This is a genomic window from Micromonospora sp. CPCC 205546, from assembly GCF_036902715.1.
In the GTDB taxonomy this organism is placed as follows: Bacteria; Actinomycetota; Actinomycetes; order Mycobacteriales; family Micromonosporaceae; genus Micromonospora.
Map to the genome: position 1 here is coordinate 208,235 of NZ_JBAKHL010000006.1, position 17,716 is coordinate 225,950.

Below are 17,716 nucleotides of genomic sequence, written 5' to 3' on the forward strand. Positions count from 1 at the left end.
CGGCGCCTCGGGTCCGGGCAGGCGGTCCGGACAACCCGCGCCGGCTCCGCTCAGCGGATCTCGAAGCCGAGCGCCTGCGCGATCACCATGGCCTGCGTGGCGTCCACGATCGCCCCGGCCCGCTCCACCACCGTCGGGTCGAGCGCGGTGAGGTCGCTGCCGCGCAGGTCGGCCCCGGACAGCCGGGAGCTGTGCAGCTGTGCGGCGGAGAGGTCGACGCCGGTGACCGTGGCCCCGGTGAGGTTGGCCCCGGTGAGATCCGCCTCGCGCATCCGCACGTCGGTGACGCGCACCCCGCGCAGGTCGGCACCGGGCAGCGCGACGAACGACCAGTCGCCGCCGGCGACCGTCAGCGGCCGCAGGTCGCACTGGGCGAAGGTGCTGCCCACGAGCTTGCAGCCGGTGAACTCCGCCTCGAAGAAGTTGCACCGCTGGAAGGTGCAGCGGGTGAAGGCCGAGTCGGTGTGCCGGGAGGCGTTGAAGCTCACGTTGCCGAAGGTGCAGCCGTCGAAGACCGCGCCCCGGCTCACCGCCTCGGTGAGGTCGACGTGGAAGAACTCGCAGCGGACGAAGCGCCGGTCCACCAGTTCCTCGCCGTACCAGTCCTCGTCGCGGAAGGTCGCGTCCTCGGTCAGCTCGGGCATCGCACCAGGCTACCGAGGCGGTGGGACAACGCGGCGGCCCTTCCACCGCGGCGTACCGGCTAGTAGTTTCGGCGGCGTGAGTGTGGCACGCAGCATCGACCCGGACCAGATCGGCTTCGACCCGGCGCGGTTGGCGCGCATCGACGAGCACTTCGGCAGGTACGTCGACAGCGGTCGCCTCGCCGGCTGGCAGGTGCTCGTTACCCGCCGTGGCGAGATCGCCCACTCGTCGACGTACGGGCTGCGCGACGCCGAGGCCGGCCGGCCCGTCGAGACGGACACGCTCTGGCGCATCTACTCGATGACCAAGCCCGTCACCTCGGTCGCCGCGATGATCCTGTGGGAGGAGGGCCGCTTCGAGCTGACCGACGAGATCAGCCGGTGGCTGCCCGAGTTCGCGGACATGCGGGTCTACGCCAAGGGCTCGGCCCTCAAGCCGTACACGGTGCCGGCGGTCGAACCGATCCGGGTCTGGCACCTGCTCACCCACACCGCCGGCCTGACGTACGGCTTCATGCAGACCTCGGTGGTCGACTCCATCTACCGGGCCGCCGGCTATGACCTGTACCCGCCGGCGGACGTCGACCTGGCCACGGCCTGCCAGGCGTTCGGCGAGCTGCCCCTGCTGTTCCAGCCCGGCACCGCCTGGGGCTACTCGGTCGCCACCGACGTGCTCGGCCGGCTCGTCGAGGTGGTCTCCGGGCAGAGCCTGGACGCCTTCCTGGCCGACCGGATCTTCCGCCCGCTGGGCATGACGGACACGCACTGGTGGGCCGGGGGCGACGCCGCCGACCGGCTCGCCGCCCTCTACGCGCCCGACCCGCGCACCGGCCGCGCCTTCCGCTTCGACAAGCTGGGCGCCCTGGCGTACGAGAAGCCGCTGCTGCTCTCCGGCGGCGGCGGCCTGATCTCCAGCGCCGCCGACTACCACCGGTTCACCCAGATGCTGCTGCGCGGCGGCGAGCTGGACGGGGTACGCCTGCTGGGGCCGCGCACCGTGCGCTTCATGACCCGCAACCACCTGCCCGGCGGGCAGGACCTGGAGACCCTCTCGGCCGGCGGCTTCGCCGAGACCACCCTCGACGGGATCGGCTTCGGGCTCGGCTTCGCCGTGGTCGACGACCCCGTGCCGAGCCGGGTGCCGAGCAGCCCCGGCGAGTACTACTGGGGTGGCGTGGCGAGCACGGCGTTCTGGGTCGACCCGGCCGAGGAGGTCACGGCCCTGTTCTTCACCCAGCTCATGCCGTCGAGCACCTACCCGATCCGACCGCAGCTGCGCCAGCTGGTCTACTCCGCCCTGGTCGACTGAGCCGGGCCCGGACTCCGCCGGCGCACAGGGCGGTTGGGCCGGCCGGGATCCCCGGTCCGCCAGCGCACGGCGGCACCGGTCAATAGCCTGGAGACGGGCTACGTCCGCCGGGCCGGACGGGCCGGGCGGGAGGCGGTATGAGCAACATCGTCATTTTCGGTGCGGGTGGCACCGCGGGCTCGCGGATCACCGCCGAGGCGGTCGGCCGGGGCCACCGGGTCACCGCCGCGGTGCGCCGGCCGGAGGCCACCTCCTACCTGCCACCGGCCGTCACGGTGGTGACCGGGGACGCCACCAGCGAGCGGAGCGTACGGGAGCTGGCGCCCGACACGGACGCCATGGTGGTGGCGATCGGCGGCGGCGAACACGACCTGTGGCTCGACGCGGCACGGAACCTGGTCGGCGTGCTGCGCGGCATGCCGGCCGCGCCCCGGATCATCCACGTGGGCGGCGGGTCGACCCTGCTCACCCCGAAGGGCACCCGCCACCTCGACGAGCCGGACTTCCCCGAGGAGTACCGCGACGCCGCACTGGGGCAGGCCGACGCCCTCGACTTCTACCGCTCCTCGGCCGACGGGGTGACCTGGACGTACGTCTCCCCGCCGCCGCTGGAGTTCCATCCGGGCGAGCGCACCGGGCACTACCGCACGGGCGGCGACCAGCCGGTGACCGACCACGAGGGCCGCTCGGTGCTCAGCTACGAGGACCTGGCGGTGGCGATCGTGGACGAGATCGAGCAGCCGCGCCACGAGAACGCCCGCTTCACCGCCGCGTACTGAGGGCGGGTCAGTCGGCGAGGTGGGCCGGGAAACCACCGGTGGCGATCGGACCCCAGGCGTCGACGGTGACCCGGATGAGCGACTTGCCCTGACGCAGCATCGCCGCCCGGTACTCGTCCCAGTCCGGGTGCTCGCCGGAGATGCAGCGGAAGTACTCCACCAGCGGTTCCAGCGCCGCCGGCAGGTCCAGCACCTCGGCGGTGCCGTCGAGGTGCACCCACGGGCCGTTCCAGTCGTCGGAGAGCACGCACGCCGACACCCGTGGGTCGCGGCGGACGTTGGCGACCTTGGCCCGCCCGGGATAGGTGGAGACCACCAACCGCCCCTCGCCGTCCACCCCGGCCGTGACGGGGGACGACTGCGGCCGGCCGTCGGCGCGGGTGGTCATCAGCACCACCCGGTGCCGCGGCCGGAGGAACTCGGTCAGCTCGGCCCGGTCGACCCGGGTGTTCGTCGCGATGCTGCGTGCCATCGTTCGTTCCTACCAGGGCGGCCGCCGCACGGCGACCGCACCGGCCCGCACCCGGGCGCATGGGCCCGCACGGGCCCGCGGGCGGCCTCACCGCGGTCGCGGGGCGGCGCGGCGGGCGGCGGGCTGGGCGGGCACGCGGGGGCGGACCGACGGCCGCCAGGCGCGGCCGTTGGCGTAGATCACCCGGAAGCCGAGGTACGAGGCGAGCGGCGCCCAGTGCGCCGAGCCCATCCGCAGCTCGGCGGCGTTGTGGCGCTGACCGTTGGCCAGCACGTCGAGCAAGACGGTTTCGAAGGCGGCCGACTCGACCCAGTCCACCTCGCGGGTGTACCCGCAGATCAGCGCCGCTCCCGTGGCGTCGAGGAAGCCGCGCAGCACCGCGTCGGAGGCGCGCAGCACCGAACAGCTGCCGAAATAGAGCCGTCGGCCCTCGCAGCGACCCGCCATCAGTTCGGCGACGTCGGCGAGCGCCACCGATTCCCAGTCGGTGAGGCAGAGCCGGCTCGGCTCGCCGTGCATCGCGAAGAAGCCGACCCGGTGGTCGGCGTACTGCTTGAGCAGCCAACGGTCCACGAAGTAGAAGAGCTCGTCTCGGGTGGCCGCGTCCTTGTGGATGAAGCGGATCTTGCCGAGCCGTTCGAGCAGTTCGAGGGTGGGCAGCACGGAGCCGCGCTCGTTGAGGTCACGGTGCCACTGGCCCTCGATGCAGAAGACGCCACCACGTGCCATGCCGCCCCTCCCCCGGTCCCGCCGGCGCTGACGTTACCGGGTCGGATCGGCCGGCTCACATCACCCTGCGTGTGCCCTACTGCCGCTTTCCGTGCCCTTCGGGGTTTCCTGTCGTCGAATGCCGACCCTTGGGTGATTCGCAATTCGCGTAATGCCCAGGGAACGCTCAGGAACGGCGAATCGTGAGGACAATTCTCGTTAATTGCCGCGAACCGTCGGTCGGCCTGCCAGGGTGGAAATCACGGGACGGGCAGGCCGATGTCCCGGATGCCACCCCAATCGCACTCCTATCGGGAGGACTTCTGTGCGCGTTAACACCCTGAAACGGGTCGCTGTCGCATTCGCCCTGGCGTTGCCGGCAGCCGCTGTCGCCACGGTGGTCGCCGCGCCGGCGGCCCACGCCGACGGCTGCTACACGTGGAAGCGCAACCTCTACCAGGGGCGCTCCGGCGACGACGTGCGCCAGTTGCAGATCCGGGTGGCCGGGTGGGCCGGCAACCGGGACATCGTGGAGAACGACGGTCGGTACGGACCGAAGACGGCCGCCGCCGTCAAGCGCTTCCAGTCCGCGTACGGGCTGCGCGCCGACGGCGTCGCCGGGCCGCAGACGTACGGCAAGCTCTACGACCTCCAGGACAACGACTGCACGCCGCAGCACTTCAGCTTCAACGAGATGGACGACGGCTGCGGTCGCGGCGGCTGGAGCGGCGGTCCGCTCACCCCCGCGCAGACCAGGCAGAACGCGCTGCGCACGATGTGGAAGCTGGAGGCGATGCGGCGCAGCCTCGGCGACAAGCCGCTCTACGTCAGCAGCGGCTTCCGCAGCCGTACCTGCAACAACCGGGTCGGCGGGGCGTCGGACAGCCAGCACCTCTACGGCAACGCCGCCGACCTGACCTCCCGCACCAGCTCCCTCTGCCAACTGGCCCGCGACGCGCGCAGCCGGGGCTTCAGCGGGATCTACGGGCCCGGCTACCCGGACCACGACGACCACGTGCACGTCGACTCACGACGGGAGAACGACCGGGACGACACCCCGAACACCACCAGCTGGTCCGCGCCGGACTGCGGGATCGGCGCCGGCAACGACTGACCGGCCGAATCGGCCACGCCGGGCGACCGGGCGACCGGGCGACGAGGGTCACCGACGGTCGACGGGTGACGGGTGACGCCGGGAGGTGGCACGGCGACGCCGGCCCGGGACGCGGGACGACACCCCGTGTCCCGGGCCGGGTCCGTTCCCGGTCGCGCCGGCGGGCGTACCCCCCGCTCAGCTCGCCCGGGGCCAGCGCGGCGCGGTGGCGGAGGAAGCCACCGGCCGGCCGGGGCCGGCGGGCCGGGCGCCGGGCGCGACCGCCCGCGGACCGGCCGGGTGCCCGGTGGACGTGCGGGTACCGGGCGCGGGGCCGGTCACCGTGAACGGGAACGGCACGTGCACGAAGGGGTTGCCGTGCCGCACCAGGGCGTCGATCTGCCGCTCGTTGAGGCCGTGCCGTTCCAGCACCCGCCGGCCCCAGCGGTGCAGCCGGCACGGGTAGGTCGCGCCGTCGTTGCGACACAGCGGCCCGGCCGGCCACTCCTCCGCGGCGTGCACCACCACGGCGCGCACCGCGAGCCGGACGTCCTCGGGGGTCAGCGGCGCCGGTACCGGCACCTCGCCCAGGATCTGGTCGATGGGATCCGTCGACTGCTCACCAAATCGCACGGCAGGGCCTCCCGCGGCTCCGGCAGCGGTGCGGCCGACCCGCCGCACCGCATCCTCGGCGACTGGTACGGAGCCCGACCCCGAAAGGTTCAACACCGCTCAGACGAGGCCGGCGTCGTGCACCAGCAGGGCGACCTGGACCCGGTTGTTGAGGTCGAGCTTCACCAGCAGCCGCGACACGTACGCCTTCACGGTCGCGACGCTCATGAACAGCTCGGCGGCGATCTCCGCGTTCGTCCGGCCCCGCCCGACCGCGACGGCGACCTCGTGCTCCCGCTCGCTGAGCCCGGCGAGCTGGCGCCGCGCCCGCTCCCGGCGCGGCTCCGGGCCCCCCGGCGCGCCGGGCGCGGTCACGTGGTCGATCAGCCGGCGGGTGACCGCCGGGGAGAGCGTCGCCTCCCCCGCCGCCACCCGGTGCACCGCCCGGACGATCTCGGCCGGCGGGGTGTCCTTGAGCAGGAAGCCGCCGGCCCCCGCCCGCAGCGCCCGGAGCACCTGCTCGTCGGCGTCGAAGGTGGTCAGCACCAGCACCTCCGGCGGGTGCGACGACGCGCGCAGCGCCTCGGTGGCCGCGAGACCGTCGACCCGGGGCATCCGGATGTCCATCAGCACCACGTCGGGCGCGCAGGCGGCCACGGCGGCGGGCACCTCGCCGCCGTCGGCGGCCTCCCCGACCACGAGCAGGTCCGGCACGCCGCCGAGGATCATCGACAGGCCGGCCCGGACCAGCGCGTCGTCGTCGACGATCAGCACCCGCACCGGCCGGTCGGCGGTGGGCCCGGCCCCGTCCCCGGCCGGCCCGGTCACGCCCGGCCCGCTCACGCCGGCCACGGCAGCCAGGCGGCCAGCCGGAAGTCGCCCGAGTCGTCCCGCCCGTACTCCAGCCGGCCGCCGGCCAGGCTGACGCGCTCCGCGATGCCGACCAGGCCGGTGCCGGCGCCGGGGATCTCCGGGCCGGCGCCGCCGCCGACCGGCCACCGGTTGCGGATCTCCACGCTCAGCCCCTCGCCGGGGGCGCCGGTGACGTCGAGGGTGACCGCCGCGCCGGCGGCGTGCTTGCGGGCGTTGGTGAGCCCCTCCTGCACGATCCGGTAGACGCTGCGTCCCACCGCCGCGGGCACCCGCTCCACCGAGGTGACCACCTCGCGCATGCCGATGCGGACCCCGGCCGACCGGGACTCCTCGACGAGCACGGGCAGGTCACCCAAGGTGGGCTGCGGGCGCTCGGGATCCGCCTCGGCGGTGTTCTCCGCGCGGAGCACCCCGATCACCTCCCGCAGGTCCTGCAACGCGGCGTGGGCGCTGGCCCGGATCACCCCGGCCGCCCTCGCCACCTCCTGCGGCGCCGCGTCCGGCCGGAACTCCAGCGCGCCGGCGTGCAGGCTGAGCAGCGAGATCCGGTGCGCCAGCACGTCGTGCATCTCGCGGGCGATCCGGGTGCGCTCCAGGTGCCGGGCCTGCGCCACCCGCAACTGCTGCTCCGCCTCGGCCCGCTCGGCGCGCTCGCGCAGCGACACGACGAGCTGCCGCCGGGCCCGGACGAACATCCCCCACGCCAGCACGGAGAGGCCGACCACCACTCCCCAGGCGACCGTGGCCCAGTAGGGCATGTGCGGATCCGGGCGCAGGTAGCTGAAGACGGCGTTGGTGACGAGGCCGGCGGCGCTCACCGCCAGCGCGACGGCCGTGCGGCGGTGCACCACGACCGTGAAGTAGATGATCAGCAGCGGGACCGCCGCCGCCATCGAGAACAGGGTGAGCGGCGTGGTCGCGACGAGGAGCCCCAGCGGCCACCGGCGTCGCACCCAGAGCAGCGCGCAGCAGACGAGCCCGACCAGGGCGTCGGCCGGGATCATCCAGCGCTGCGGCAGCGGGGTGGAGAACTCGGGGTCGGGCCCGGCCGCGTCGGCCGTGGCGAGCAGCACCCAGCCGAGGGAGAGCAGGAAGCAGAGGCAGTCGATCACCCAGTCGCGGGTGGTGCGACGCGGGCCCCGCCCCGCCCGGGCCGTCGGGTCGACACTGATCGCCCCCGGCAGCAGCCAGGGGTGCTCCGGAACGGCGGCACTGGTCACGCGCCCATGCTAGGCAGCCGTTCGACCGGCCGGCCAGCTACCAAAGTCGAGACCCGAACGTCGACCAAGGTAGCGACCGGTCTGCACCGTCGGCCGCAGCGGACGGCCGGGTGGCTCCGGCAGCGTGACCGGCATGATCAGCGTGGAACACCTCACCAAACGGTACGGGCGGCACACGGCCGTCGACGACGTGTCGTTCCGCTGCGAGCCGGGCACCGTCACCGGCTTCCTCGGGCCCAACGGCGCCGGCAAGTCCACCACCATGCGGATGATCTGCGGGCTCACGCCGCCCAGCGGCGGCGGCGCCACGGTCGGCGGCCGGCCGTACCGGGAGCTGCCCAACCCGGGGCGGGAGGTGGGCGTGCTGCTGGACGCCTCGGCCCAGCACGCGGGGCGCACCGGGCGGGAGGCGCTGACCGTGGCCGCGGCGACCATGGGCGTGGACCGCCGCCAGGTCCCCGCCAAGCTCGACCTGGTCGGGCTGAACGAGGTCGCGGCCAGGCGCCGCCTGCGAGCGTACTCGTTGGGGATGCGGCAGCGGCTCGGCCTGGCGCACGCGCTGCTGGGCGACCCCCGGGTGCTGATCCTCGACGAACCGGCCAACGGCCTGGACCCGGAGGGGATCTTCTGGATGCGCGGCCTGCTGCGCGACTTCGCCGACCGGGGCGGCACCGTGCTGCTCTCCTCCCACCTGCTGCGCGAGGTGGAGGCGGTCGCGGACCGGCTGGTGGTCATCGGGGGCGGCCGGATCGTGGCCCAGGGCGACAAGACCGAGTTGCTGGCCGGCGGCGGGACGCTCGTGCGGGCCCGCGACGGCGCGGCGCTGCGCGCGGCCCTGGACCGGGCCGGGCTGGCGCTCACCGAGGGCACCGAGGGGCTGCTGGTCCACGCCGACGCCGACGCGGTCGGGCAGGCCGCCGCCGACGCCGGCGTCGCCCTCACCGAACTGCGGGCGGCCGGCAGCGGCGGCCTGGAACAGCTCTTCCTCACCCTGACCGCCGGCGCGTCGACCCAGGAGGCCGTCCGATGACCACCGCCACCACCGCCAGCCCGCCCACCGCCGCCGCTCTCCCGCGCCATCCGGGCGTACGCCGGCCGTCGCTGCTGCGCCTCACCGGCGTGGAGCTGCGCAAGCTCGTCGACACCCGGGCCGGGCTCTGGCTGCTGATCACCATCGGGCTGCTGGCCGCCGCCCTCGTGGTGGTCCAGTTGATCTGGACGGACGACGCCGCGCAGACCTTCGCCAACTTCTTCCTCTCCTCGATGCTGCCGATCGGGCTGCTGCTGCCCGTGCTGGGCATCCTGTCGATCACCGGGGAGTGGTCGCAGCGCACGGCGCTGACCACGTTCGCCCTGGTGCCCCGGCGGGGCCGGGTGATCGTCGCGAAGCTGGCCGCGATGGTGCTGGCGGCGCTGGCGTCGGTGCTGGTGAGCCTCGGCGTGGCCGCCGCCGGCACGCTGGTCGCCGGGGCCACCGGCGGCGCCGGCACCTGGCGCATGGAATGGGTGCTGGTGCTGCACGCCGTGGTGCTCCAGGTGGCCAACGTGCTGATGGGGGCCGGCTTCGGCCTGCTGCTGCTCAACACCCCGCTGGCGATCGTCGGCTTCCTGCTGCTGCCGACCCTCTGGTCGATCCTCGGCGAGATGATCCGGCCGCTGCAGGGCCCCGCGGGCTGGCTCGACACGGGCCGGACCATGGAACCGCTGCTCACGCCCGACGTGACCGCCGGCCAGTGGGGGCGCTTCGCCGTGTCGCTGCTGCTCTGGCTGGCCGTGCCGCTGGTCGCGGGGCTGGTCCGTACGTTGCGGCGCGAGGTGTCCTGACGGTGGACGGTTACGGCTCCCCCACCGTCGTCGACGGCGGCGCGGCGGAACTGGCGTTCCTCTGGGGCGCCCTCCCCCCGCTCGGCGCGGGCGCCGGGTGGCTGCTCGTCGCGGGCGCGCAGTGGGTCGCCGGGCTGTCCTGGGCCCCCGCGCAGGACCTCTTCGAGCTGGTCGCCGGCCTGCCCGACCCGCAGGCCGGCTTCGGGGGGCTGGCCCTCGGCACCCTGGGCGGCCTGCTGGTCGCCGCCGTGGGCACCGCCGAGCGGCTCGCCGTCACCGTCGGCACCGAACGGGTACGGCTGCGCCGCGACCGCGCGGACCGGCAGGTCGAACGGCGACCGGTGCGCGCCGTCTTCGTCGACGGCAAGGACCTGGTGCTGCTCGGCGCGGACGACGGGGAGCTGGTCCGGGAGCGGTCGGACCTGCCCGTCGACCGGCTGCGCGACGCGTTCCGCGCGCACGGCTGGCCGTGGACCGACGGCGACCCGCACCGGGACGCGTACCGGCGATGGGTGCCGGGCCTGCCCGGACTGCCGCCCGCCGCGGACGCGCTGCTGCGGGCCCGGCAGCGGGCGCTCGACTCCGACCGGGGCGGCGAGGCCCGCGAGCTGCGCGGCGAGCTGGGCCGCGCCGGGGTGGTGCTCCGCGACGACGGGCGGCGGCAGTACTGGCGGCTGACCCGGGCCGCCCCGCAGCCCCGGCCGGGGGACACGACTTCGGCTGAGCCGGAGGTCGACGGCCGGTAGCGTTGCTGGCGAGAGGTCCCGGGCCACGGGGGGCGCGATGACCGAGCAGCAGCCGTACCGGGTGGTGGCGCGGCACCCCGGCTTCGAGCTGCGCCGCTACCCGCCGCACCTGGTCGCCGAGGTACGCGCGGAGGGCGCCTTCGAGCAGGCCGCCCGGGACGCCTTCCGGCCGCTGGGCGCGTACCTGCGCGGCGCCGACCGGTCCCGGCGGGCGTCCTCGCGGGAGACGATCGCGCTGACGGTGCCGTTCGTGCAGGAGGAGGGGGACCGGCCGGGTCACTGGCTGGTGTGGCTCGTGATGCCGGGCGGCTTCGACACCGACACGCTGCCCGAGCCGGCCGACCCCCGGGTGCGTGTCCGGGCGGTCCCTTCACAGCTCGCCGCCGCGACCCGCTTCTCGGGCCGCTGGACGGCGCGGGCGTTCGAGCGGCGGGCGACCGCGCTGGGCCGCGCGGTCACCGCGGCCGGGCTGAGCCCCGCCGGGGCCGTGCGGTACGCGCGTTTCGACCCGCCGTGGAAGCCGTGGTTCCTGCGCCACAACGAGGTCGTGCTGCCGGTCGCCGAGTGAGCCCCCCGTGCCGCGTCCCGGCACGGTGGCGCCCTCGCCGGAGATTGACGTACGTCGTTCTTGGGTACGCGCAGGGGCATCGCGTCGGCGAAGACGGTTCGGGAAGGGGACGACGATGACCTCCACGGGACGGACGGCGGGCGGCGGCACGGGGATCTTCCGCCGCAAGCCGGTCGAGGAGATCGCCGACGAGAGCGGCGACGGGCTCGCGCGCTCCCTCGGGCTCTGGCAGCTCACCGCCATCGGGGTGGGCGGCATCATCGGCGCGGGCATCTTCGCCCTGGCCGGTGCCGTGGCACGGGAGACCGCCGGCCCGGCCGTGCTGGTCTCGTTCCTGATCGCCGGGCTCGCCAGCGCGGCGGCCGCCCTGTCGTACGCCGAGTTCGCCGGCATGATCCCGAAGGCCGGCTCGGCCTACACCTACGGTTACGCGGTGCTCGGCGAGGCGGTGGGCTGGTTCATCGGCTGGGACCTGCTGCTGGAGTACACCGCGATCGTGGCCGTGGTGGCGATCGGCATCTCCGGCTACTTCTCGTTCCTCGTGGGAGAGCTGGGGGCGGACCTGCCGGCCTGGATGCTCGGCGCCCCCGGCACCGGCGAGGGGCGGGTGGTCGACCTGTTCGCGGTGGTCCTCTGCCTGTTCATCGCGTTCCTGCTGAACCTCGGCATCAAGTCCGCCGCCCGGTTCGAGACCGTCGTCGTCGGGCTGAAGATCGCCGTGGTGCTGCTGGTCGTCGTCGTCGGCTTCTTCCACGTCAGCACCGCGAACTACTCGCCGTTCTTCCCCTTCGGGGTGGGCGGGGCGTTGACCGGCGCGGCCACGGTCTTCTTCGCCGTGTTCGGCTACGACGCGATGAGCACCGCCGCCGAGGAGTCGAAGGACGCCCGCCGGCACATGCCCAGGGCGATCATCTACTCGCTGGCGATCTCGATGGTCCTCTACGTGCTGGCCACCCTGGTGCTGACCGGCATGCAGAACTACCGGGACATCGACCCGGAGAGCGGCTTCTCCTCCGCGTTCGCCTCCGTCGGGCTCTCCGGCCTGGCCAGCGTGATCGCCGTCGGCGCGATCATCGGCATCCTGACCGTGATGTTCACCTTCATGCTCGGCGTGACGCGGGTGTGGTACTCGATGAGCCGGGACGGGCTGCTGCCGGGTTGGTTCGCCAAGCTGCACCCGGTCCGGCGGGTGCCGAGCCGGGTCACCTGGATCGTCGGCGTGGGCTCGGCCCTGATCGCGGGCTTCCTGCCGATCCGGGAGGCCGCCGAGCTGACCAACATCGGCATCCTGCTGGCCTTCGTGGTGGTCTGCGTGGCGGTGATCGTGCTGCGCTACCGCCGCCCGGACGCGCCGCGCACCTTCCGGTTGCCGGGAATGCCGGTCGTGCCGGCGCTGGGGGCCGCCTTCTCCCTCTGGCTGATCACCTATCTGGCCCCGGAGACGTGGCTGCGCTTCGCCGTCTGGTTCGTGCTCGGCGCGGTGGTCTACGCCGTCTACGGCTACCGCCGCTCGGCGCTGGCCCGCCGGGACTGAGGTCGGGTCACCGACGCCAGCAACTCGTCGAGGGCGTCGACCTCGGCCCAGCCGTTCACCGCGACCCCGCCGGCGGCGTCGACGGTCACCTCGACCCGGTCCGGGCTGTGCGACACCTCGTCGAGCAGGCCCGGGAAGCGGTCGTCGAGCAGCACGAACTCCTGGTTGGTGGAACCCACCCAGGGCCGCCGGGTGTCGATCCGGTCGGCCAGGAACGGCCCGGCGACGAGGAGGTCCGTCGCCGCGAGCAGCGCCGCGACGTCGTCCCGGCCGGCGTCGACCGCCCGGTGCAGCTGCGCCCTGGTGTAGCCGGTGAAGGTCATCACCGAGCGGCCGGCGGCGCGTACCCCGGCGGCGACGGCCGCCAGCGGGGCGGCCTGGTCGAAGGGCTCGCCGCCCAGCAGCGTCAGCCCCTCGGTGTCGGCGTCGAGCACCCGGCGCACCAGGTCGGCGGGGGCGACCCGCTCCCCGCCCCGGAAGCTCCACAGGTGCGGGTTGAAGCAGCCGGGGCAGCGGATGGCGCAGCCCTGCACCCAGACGGCCGTCCGCTCGCCCGGCCCCTCGGCGCGGGTGGCGGCCAGGAACCGGGCCACCGACACCGCCTCCGCCCCGGCCGCCGGGCGGGGCCCGGGACCGTCGTCAGACATCGAGGACCCGGCCGGGTGGCGGCTGCCCGGGCGCCGGCCCGGCGGGCGGGACGCAGGCCACGGCGTCGCGCAGGCGCGCGTACTCGTGGGGGGCCAGGTTGGCGGCGGCCGCGAACTCGGCCAGGCTGCCGAAGGACCCACGCCGCTCCCGCTCGGCCAGCACCTGCCGGGCGCGCCGCGGGTCGAAGCCGGGCAGCGCGGCGAGGGCCTCCGGCCCGGCCGTGTTCACGTCGACCGTCCCGGACTCCCCGTCGGCCCACGGGTCCGACGGCGGCGCGAGCGGCTCGGACCCGAAGGGGTCGACCGGCTGGTGCGGCACCATCGTCGGATCGGCCGCCGGCGGCGGGTACCCGGCCGGCGCGGGCGGCTGTCCCACCGGCGACCCGGGCGGCGGGGCCGCCGGCCCGAACGACTGCGGCGGATACGCCGACGTGGCTCGGGGGTGCCCGGCCGACGGGGGCGGATAGGCGGCCGCCGGGTACGAGGGCGGGTAGGCGGCCGGTGAACCGGGCGGATACGTCAGCGTCATGCCCGGGTAGGGGCCGGGCACCGGGCCGACGGGAGCCGCCCGGGGCAGTGGGGCCAGCGGGTACGCCCCTCCCGGCCACGCCGCCGCCGACCTGGCGCGGCGGTGCGTGAGCCAGCGCAACCACGCCGGATTGATCAGCGCGGCGTGCAGGATGCTGGACGCCCAGACGGCCAGGAGCACGCCCACCGCCCAGTCGCTGACGGCGTTCTCCTTGTCCGACCCGCCGACGAGCATGAACGCCGCCCAGCCCACCACGGCGTAGACGATGCCGGGGACCCACCAGGCCGCGCGCCGGGCCCGCAGGCCCACGTAGATGAACCCGAAGCCGCCGAGGCAGCTGCACCCGAGGACGGGCAGCAGCAGCCACCAGCTCTGCAACACGTGCCACATCGCGCTCGGCCGGGGGGCGGCCGGGGGCGGCCAGCCGGGGCTAGGCGCGTTCGACGTCACGTTGCTCCTGCCGGGCGGGCACGGCCGCGCGACCGTGGTCGGCGGTGTACGCGCTGCGCACCGTGCGGGCCGCCAGCAGGTCCTCCAGCACGGCGATGTAGTCGAGGCAGCCGTCGCCGAGCACGTCCCTGGTCTCGGCGCTCACCACGCCCTCGCTGGTCACGGTGACCACGATGCGCGGCTGCCCGCCCATCAGGACCTGCCCTCGACGGCGAACACCAGGCGCACGCTCGCGTCCTCGGTGACCTGTTCAGACTCCAGCCGCAGCCCGGCGGCGGGGGCCTGCTCGCGCAGCCGCTCCAGCACGGCCCGCTGGACCTGCCGCCCGTACGCGGCGTCGATGGCCCGGACCGCCTCGACGGCCCGCTGCTCGTCGACCTCGCCCGTGAAGTGCGCCGACCAGATGCCGTCCTCGCCGCGCTGGAAGCCGGCCCGCACGTCGGCCCAGTCCGCGATGATCGCGTCCGGCTCGGCGGCGACCGCCGCGCCGGTGTCGCGCAAGGCGGCGACGAGCAGCGTCTCGTCCCGCATCCGGGTCTGCACCTCGCAGACGACGCGATCCTCCCCGTCCCGCCCGGCGGTGGCGGCGTGGGTCGCGGCGACGGCGGCGACAGCCAGCGGCAGGAGTATCAGTGAGACGCTCATCGGGACCCTTCCCTCGGTGTCGACCCACAGACTAGAACTCGACCGCTCGCCCGCCATGACCCCGTTGCTGCCCCGGGCCGCCGGGCCGGGAGCCGCCCGGGCCGTTGGGACGACCGCCGAGGTCCCAGTCCTCGGCGGCGGTGGCGGCGACGGCGCGGGCGTCGGCCCAGGACCGTACGGCGTCGATGCGTTCCGCCTGGGTGACGCTCAACGGCACCATGCTGACCAGGGCCCGCACCAGGTCGTCGCGGCGCAGCGGACGCCGTTCGGCGAAGGCGTCGAAGAGCCCGCCGACGACGGCCTGCTCGATCTCGGCCCCCGAGTAGCCCTCGCTGAGCCCGGCGAGCTCGCCGAGCAGGGCGTCGTCGGGCGTCAGGGCACCGGCGACGGCCGGGTTGCGCAGCCGCCGGGCGAGGTGGACCCGCCAGATCGACGCCCGTTCCGCGCGGGTCGGCAGGTCGACGAAGAAGATCTCGTCGAAGCGTCCCTTGCGGAGCAGTTCCGGGGGCAGCCGCTCGAAGTCGTTGGCGGTCGCGATGACGAAGACGGGCTTGGCCTTCTCCTGCATCCACGTCAGGAAGGAGCCGAAGACCCGGGCGGAGGTGCCGGAGTCGCCGGCCCCGCCGACGAATCCCTTCTCGATCTCGTCGACCCACAGCACGCAGGGGGCGGTCGCCTCGGCGGTCCGGATGGCGCTGCGCATGTTCTGCTCGCTCGACCCGACGAGCCCGGCGAAGACCCGCCCGACGTCCAGCCGCAGCAGCGGCAGGCCCCAGGCGGAGGCGATCGCCTTGGCGGTCAGGGACTTGCCGCAGCCGGGCACGCCGGTGATCAGGACACCCCGGGGCGCGGGCAGCCCGTACGCCGCCGCCTCGGCCAGCCAGGAACCGTCCCGCTTGGCCAGCCACCGCTTCAGGTTCTCCAGCCCGCCGACGTCGGCGAGGTCGACCGCGGCGTCGACGAACTCCAGCAGCCCAGACTTGCGTACGGTCTGCCGCTTCTCCTCGTGCACGACCGCGAGGTCGCTGCCGTCGAGCACGCCGTCGTTGACCATGGCGCGGGCGAACGCGTTCTCCGCCTCGTGCAGCGTGAGCCCGAGAGCCGCCTTGGCGAGCCGTTCCCGACCGAGGCCGTCCAGGGCGATCCGGATCCGGCCGCTGGCGGAGTTGGCGGCGATCATGCCGTCCAGCACCCGTCGGATCTCCGCCTCGGTGGGCAGCGGGAAGTCGACGATCGTCACGTCCTTCTCGAGCTCCACCGGGATGTGCAGCACCGGCGAGACCAGGACGAGGGTGCGTGGCACCGGACCGGTCTTGAAGGCCGCCACCACGTCCCGCAGCCGGCGGACCACGCCCGGGGTGCCCGGCCGGTCGCCGCTGCCGTGCGCCGGGTGCAGATCCTTGAAGATCAGCACGCTGGGGTGGTCGACGCGCAGCGCCGCGGCCAACGCGTCGTCCGGGTCGGTGGTGCCCTTGCGGGCGACGCCGTCGGGCTGCACGAGCCCCGTGGTCAGCGACCAGGTCCACACCGCCCGGGGCGTACGGACGAGGGTGGCGTCGTGGGCGACGGCGCAGACCTCGGCGACCACCCGCTGCTCCTCGGACGACTCGACGTAGAGGACCGGGAAACGCGCCTTGAGCATCTGCGACAGTGCGTCGCGGAACGGCACCACCACCGCCACCACCCCCTCCACCGACCGAAGAGCAGCGCAGACTCTAACAGCCGCACCCACGCCCGCCCTGGGCGTCGATCATGGGGTTGGCGGCGCGGGCTCCGGCATTTCCCCCCGCCAACCTCATGATCGACGCGTCGCCACCGGGGGTGGTGGGTGGGGAGGGTGGGGAGGGTGGGGGGTTGGAGGGGGTGCCGCACCGGATCGTCGGCCCGCTACCGTTCCGGGTCTCAGGAGGTGCCGGTGTACGTCGTGTCCGTGATCAACTACAAGGGTGGGGTCGGCAAGACCACCGTGACCGCCAACCTCGGTGCCGAGCTGGCCAACCGGGGGATGAAGGTGCTGCTCATCGACCTCGATCCGCAGGCCAGCCTCACCTTCGGCTTCTACGACCCCGACGACTGGCGGGACCGGTTGCGCGACGGCCGCACGGTGAAGCGCTGGTACGACGGCCTGCGCGGGGACACCCCCGCGACGACCCTGGGCGAGCTGGTCGTCTCCCCCGGCCCGGTCAACGCGCGACTCACCGGCGCGGGCCGGCTCGACCTGATCGCGTCCCACCTTCAGCTCGTCGACATCGACCTGGCGCTGGCGCGGGCCGTGGCCGACGGCGACGAGTACGACCGCGAGCTGTTCCGGGTGCGCGGCTCACTGGCCGAGGGGCTGCACGACGACGCGCTCGGCGGCTACGACATGGTGCTCATCGACTGCCCACCGAACTTCAACGTGGTCACCCAGTCGGCCATCATCGCCAGCGACCACCTGCTGATCCCGGCGAAGGCCGACTACCTGTCCACGCTGGGCATCGACTACCTGCACGGCAACGTCCGGGAACTGGTGGAGCAGTACAACGCCGACGCCCGCCGGTTCGCCACCACCCGCCGGCACCACAAGGTCGCCCCGGGCGTCGCCGGCGTGGTGTTCACCATGATCCAGCTCATGGCGCAGCGGCCGATCGCCGCCCATCAGGGCTACATGGACCAGGTCCGGGCGCTCGGCCTGCCGGTCTTCCCCACCGCCCTGCGGGAGAACGTGACGGCGTTCGCCACCAACGCCCCGCGCGGCGTGCCGGTGGTGCTCCGCGACCGGATCGCCACGCCGGCCGTCCGCGACGAGCTGCGCCAGCTCGCCACCGAGTTCCTCGACCACCTGCAGCCAGAGCGGGTCGTGCCGTGACCGACCCGGCCCGCGTCGCCGACCTGGTGACCGCGCTGCTGCGGGACCTCCCGGCCGCCGACGTCGCCGCCCTGGTCGAGGGGCGGGCCCGGCTCACCGTGGTCCCGCTCGACGCGACCCCACCCGCCGACCTGTCCGCCGCCGCCGGGCACCCGGACGCCGCGCCCGCCGGCCGGGCCACCCCCGCCGGGCGTCCGACGACCGCGCGCACCGGC

21 protein-coding genes are annotated in these 17,716 nt (G+C 74.4%); 10 read left to right on the plus strand and 11 right to left on the minus strand.

Features of this window, described 5'->3' with window-relative positions:
• Positions 1–50: 50 nt before the first annotated feature.
• Positions 51–644, minus strand: coding sequence for a pentapeptide repeat-containing protein (locus V6U77_RS05805; protein ID WP_334605120.1), 594 nt, complete (start codon positions 642–644; stop codon positions 51–53).
• Positions 645–720: 76 nt separating this feature from the next.
• Here V6U77_RS05805 and V6U77_RS05810 point away from each other — a divergent pair, with 76 nt between their 5' ends.
• Together V6U77_RS05810 and V6U77_RS05815 are read left to right on the plus strand one after the other, a co-directional pair.
• Positions 721–1,953, plus strand: a complete 1,233-nt coding sequence (locus V6U77_RS05810) for a serine hydrolase domain-containing protein (RefSeq protein WP_334605121.1) — start codon at positions 721–723, stop codon at positions 1,951–1,953.
• A 137-nt stretch (positions 1,954–2,090) separates the two neighbouring features.
• Positions 2,091–2,732: an NAD(P)-dependent oxidoreductase gene (locus V6U77_RS05815; protein WP_334605122.1), complete on the plus strand. Its 642-nt coding sequence runs from the start codon at positions 2,091–2,093 to the stop codon at positions 2,730–2,732.
• A gap of 7 nt (positions 2,733–2,739) precedes the next feature.
• Here the strand turns inward: V6U77_RS05815 and V6U77_RS05820 are convergent, their stop codons facing one another.
• Both V6U77_RS05820 and V6U77_RS05825 read right to left on the minus strand, forming a co-directional pair.
• The gene (locus tag V6U77_RS05820; RefSeq protein ID WP_334605123.1) at positions 2,740–3,204 is read right to left on the minus strand and encodes a PPOX class F420-dependent oxidoreductase; all 465 of its coding nucleotides are present in this window, start codon (positions 3,202–3,204) and stop codon (positions 2,740–2,742) included.
• Between the two features lie 87 nt (positions 3,205–3,291).
• Positions 3,292–3,933, minus strand: a complete 642-nt coding sequence (locus tag V6U77_RS05825) for a DUF6642 family protein (RefSeq protein ID WP_089001809.1) — start codon at positions 3,931–3,933, stop codon at positions 3,292–3,294.
• Positions 3,934–4,237: 304 nt separating this feature from the next.
• On the opposite strand from V6U77_RS05825, the gene V6U77_RS05830 reads away from it, so the two are divergent.
• Positions 4,238–5,026 carry a D-Ala-D-Ala carboxypeptidase family metallohydrolase gene (locus V6U77_RS05830; protein WP_334605124.1) on the plus strand — a complete coding sequence of 263 codons (789 nt, stop codon included), beginning with the start codon at positions 4,238–4,240 and terminating at the stop codon, positions 5,024–5,026.
• 177 nt (positions 5,027–5,203) lie between these two features.
• Here V6U77_RS05830 and V6U77_RS05835 read toward each other — a convergent pair whose 3' ends face one another.
• The 3 genes from V6U77_RS05835 to V6U77_RS05845 all read right to left on the minus strand — a co-directional run bounded on the left by V6U77_RS05835 (position 5,204) and on the right by V6U77_RS05845 (position 7,710).
• On the minus strand, positions 5,204–5,638 hold the full coding sequence (locus tag V6U77_RS05835) for a hypothetical protein (protein WP_334605125.1): 435 nt from the start codon (positions 5,636–5,638) through the stop codon (positions 5,204–5,206).
• 99 nt (positions 5,639–5,737) lie between these two features.
• On the minus strand, positions 5,738–6,478 hold the full coding sequence (locus V6U77_RS05840; protein ID WP_334605155.1) for a response regulator transcription factor: 741 nt from the start codon (positions 6,476–6,478) through the stop codon (positions 5,738–5,740).
• A complete protein-coding gene (locus V6U77_RS05845; RefSeq protein WP_334605126.1) occupies positions 6,457–7,710 on the minus strand; it encodes a sensor histidine kinase in 1,254 nt (417 codons plus the stop codon). The genes V6U77_RS05840 and V6U77_RS05845 overlap by 22 nt, the downstream gene beginning before the upstream one ends.
• A gap of 133 nt (positions 7,711–7,843) precedes the next feature.
• Here V6U77_RS05845 and V6U77_RS05850 point away from each other — a divergent pair, with 133 nt between their 5' ends.
• The 5 genes from V6U77_RS05850 (at position 7,844) to V6U77_RS05870 (ending at position 12,382) form a co-directional block, all read left to right on the plus strand.
• A complete protein-coding gene (locus tag V6U77_RS05850) occupies positions 7,844–8,740 on the plus strand; it encodes an ABC transporter ATP-binding protein (protein WP_334605127.1) in 897 nt (298 codons plus the stop codon).
• Positions 8,737–9,534 carry an ABC transporter permease gene (locus tag V6U77_RS05855; RefSeq protein ID WP_334605128.1) on the plus strand — a complete coding sequence of 266 codons (798 nt, stop codon included), beginning with the start codon at positions 8,737–8,739 and terminating at the stop codon, positions 9,532–9,534. Before V6U77_RS05850 ends, V6U77_RS05855 begins: the two co-directional genes overlap by 4 nt.
• Before the next feature lie 2 nt (positions 9,535–9,536).
• Complete coding sequence (locus V6U77_RS05860; protein WP_334605129.1) at positions 9,537–10,280, plus strand: YqeB family protein; 744 nt, start codon at positions 9,537–9,539, stop codon at positions 10,278–10,280.
• A gap of 37 nt (positions 10,281–10,317) precedes the next feature.
• Positions 10,318–10,848 (plus strand): SOUL family heme-binding protein, encoded by a 531-nt coding sequence (locus tag V6U77_RS05865; RefSeq protein WP_334605130.1) that lies wholly within the window; start codon positions 10,318–10,320, stop codon positions 10,846–10,848.
• A gap of 115 nt (positions 10,849–10,963) precedes the next feature.
• Positions 10,964–12,382 (plus strand): amino acid permease, encoded by a 1,419-nt coding sequence (locus tag V6U77_RS05870; protein ID WP_334605131.1) that lies wholly within the window; start codon positions 10,964–10,966, stop codon positions 12,380–12,382.
• Here V6U77_RS05870 and V6U77_RS05875 read toward each other — a convergent pair.
• From V6U77_RS05875 to V6U77_RS05895, 5 genes are read right to left on the minus strand one after another with little or no spacing between them, the layout of a single operon-like run.
• The gene (locus V6U77_RS05875) at positions 12,349–13,029 is read right to left on the minus strand and encodes a 4Fe-4S cluster-binding domain-containing protein (protein ID WP_334605132.1); all 681 of its coding nucleotides are present in this window, start codon (positions 13,027–13,029) and stop codon (positions 12,349–12,351) included. The two genes, V6U77_RS05870 and V6U77_RS05875, sit on opposite strands and share 34 nt — an antisense overlap.
• Positions 13,022–14,008 (minus strand): ComEA family DNA-binding protein, encoded by a 987-nt coding sequence (locus V6U77_RS05880; RefSeq protein ID WP_334605133.1) that lies wholly within the window; start codon positions 14,006–14,008, stop codon positions 13,022–13,024. The genes V6U77_RS05875 and V6U77_RS05880 overlap by 8 nt, the downstream gene beginning before the upstream one ends.
• The gene (locus V6U77_RS05885) at positions 13,989–14,201 is read right to left on the minus strand and encodes a DUF2997 domain-containing protein (RefSeq protein WP_334605134.1); all 213 of its coding nucleotides are present in this window, start codon (positions 14,199–14,201) and stop codon (positions 13,989–13,991) included. The genes V6U77_RS05880 and V6U77_RS05885 overlap by 20 nt, the downstream gene beginning before the upstream one ends.
• Positions 14,201–14,653 carry a hypothetical protein gene (locus V6U77_RS05890; protein ID WP_334605136.1) on the minus strand — a complete coding sequence of 151 codons (453 nt, stop codon included), beginning with the start codon at positions 14,651–14,653 and terminating at the stop codon, positions 14,201–14,203. The genes V6U77_RS05885 and V6U77_RS05890 overlap by 1 nt, the downstream gene beginning before the upstream one ends.
• Positions 14,654–14,684: 31 nt before the next feature.
• Positions 14,685–16,346, minus strand: a complete 1,662-nt coding sequence (locus V6U77_RS05895; protein WP_334605138.1) for an AAA family ATPase — start codon at positions 16,344–16,346, stop codon at positions 14,685–14,687.
• A 222-nt stretch (positions 16,347–16,568) separates the two neighbouring features.
• On the opposite strand from V6U77_RS05895, the gene V6U77_RS05900 reads away from it, so the two are divergent.
• Positions 16,569–17,501, plus strand: coding sequence for a ParA family protein (locus tag V6U77_RS05900; RefSeq protein ID WP_334605139.1), 933 nt, complete (start codon positions 16,569–16,571; stop codon positions 17,499–17,501).
• On the plus strand, positions 17,498–17,716 hold a 219-nt coding region (locus V6U77_RS05905), incomplete at its 3' end, for a hypothetical protein (protein ID WP_334605140.1). The genes V6U77_RS05900 and V6U77_RS05905, both read left to right, overlap by 4 nt.